General features: G+C 69.8%; 1 protein-coding gene. It reads right to left on the bottom strand.

The window, feature by feature from the left end; all coding sequences use genetic code 11:
* Window positions 1-170: 170 nt before the first annotated feature.
* Window positions 171-1394 (bottom strand): IS4 family transposase, encoded by a 1224-nt coding sequence (locus ABZ478_RS39250; protein WP_359557579.1) that lies wholly within the window; start codon window positions 1392-1394, stop codon window positions 171-173.
* Window positions 1395-1436 lie beyond the last annotated feature (42 nt).

Below are 1436 nucleotides of genomic sequence, written 5' to 3'. Positions count from 1 at the left end.
CAATGCCGGTGACTTAGCTTGTGCCTTGCCGCGTGATGGTCACCGCGTCCGGTGCGGGTGGTAGCCAGTTGCGGTGCTCGGCCCGTTTGAGTGGCCAGTTGGACATCTTGCGTTTGATCACTCGGGGGCAGGTTCGGCGGCGGCGTGGGGGCAGCAGACGTTCGGTGATCTCAGCCAGGGTGCGGGTGAGGGCCCGGGCGAGTCGGCCGGGGGGAAAACGCCGCCTGGGCCGGGACCTGGCGGCGCACGATCCGCAGGGACCGGGTGAAGGAGAGCCGGTCGGGGTCAAGACCCTGGCCGGTGGCGGCCTGGTGCATCAGCTGCCGGATGGCGTGATGCACCAGGAGGAAGCCGTAGATCTCCTGCTCCACGCCCCAGGGGTATTTCGAGCGCAGGACGAGCTTCGGGCCGCGCTGGTGGGTCTTGATCTCGTCCAGCGTGGTCTCGATCTCCCACCGCTGGGCGTAGAGCGCGGCCAGCTCCTTCGCCGGTGCCTGCTCAGGGTCGAGCAAGGTGGTCAGCAGACGGTAGACGGTGGCATCGCCGTTGCGGGCAAGGGTGTACTCGACCACGCGGACGACCACCGGGTTGCGGCGGCTCTTGCGGTCCGACTCGGCATGGACGGTGCTGAGGTAGGAGCCATCGGCCAGGACCTGCACCACGGGCAGAGCCGCGCTCTTACGCATCCGCCACAGCAGGTCCGCGCCGGTGGCCCGGGCGGCCTGCCACAGCTCGAACCCATAAAAGCCCCGGTCAGCCAGCAGCAGCATCCCCGCCCGCAGGCCGGTGAACAGCTGCCGGGACAGCACCGGCTCACTCACCGACAACGGCCCGACAGCCGCACCGAACACCGCGTGCGTCCCGCACTCGGCCAACGCCACCACCCTGGCCTGCGGGAACGCACCCGTCCCCCGCCCCGAGCCCGGACGGCCGAAGAATCTGTCGTTCTCCGCTGTGTCCGCGAGATCCAGGGTCGTGCCGTCCACTGCCACCAGACGCCACCGCCGATACCAGGCACCCGCCGTCTCCGCCACCGCCACCGGACGGCACACCCGCGCGAACAACATCTTCAACGGCTCCACGCCCAGACGCCGACGCGCCCGCCCGATCGCGGCGGTCGTCGGCACCCGCCACGACCGCCCCGCGTCGCCCAGACCCGCGCCCAGCAGCCGCGCCACCTCCTCATACGACTGCCCAAAGAACAGACACATCGCCAGCACGAAGTACACGACCACCCGGGCCGGCAGCAGACGACTGCGCTGCTCGCCCCGCCCGGTCTCCGCGACCACCTCGTCGACCACCTGCGGCGGAAACGCCCGCGTCAGCACCCCGATGGCAATCCGGTCCGACAAACGCTCACCCGCAGGCGACTTGACCTGCCCCACCCTCGCCACACCACAACCAACGAACGCAGGACATCTAAGTCACCGGCATTG

The organism is Streptomyces sp. NPDC005706 (assembly GCF_040631045.1).
Classification (GTDB): Bacteria; Actinomycetota; Actinomycetes; order Streptomycetales; family Streptomycetaceae; genus Streptomyces.
This window is presented reverse-complemented; position numbering and strand designations above follow the sequence as displayed.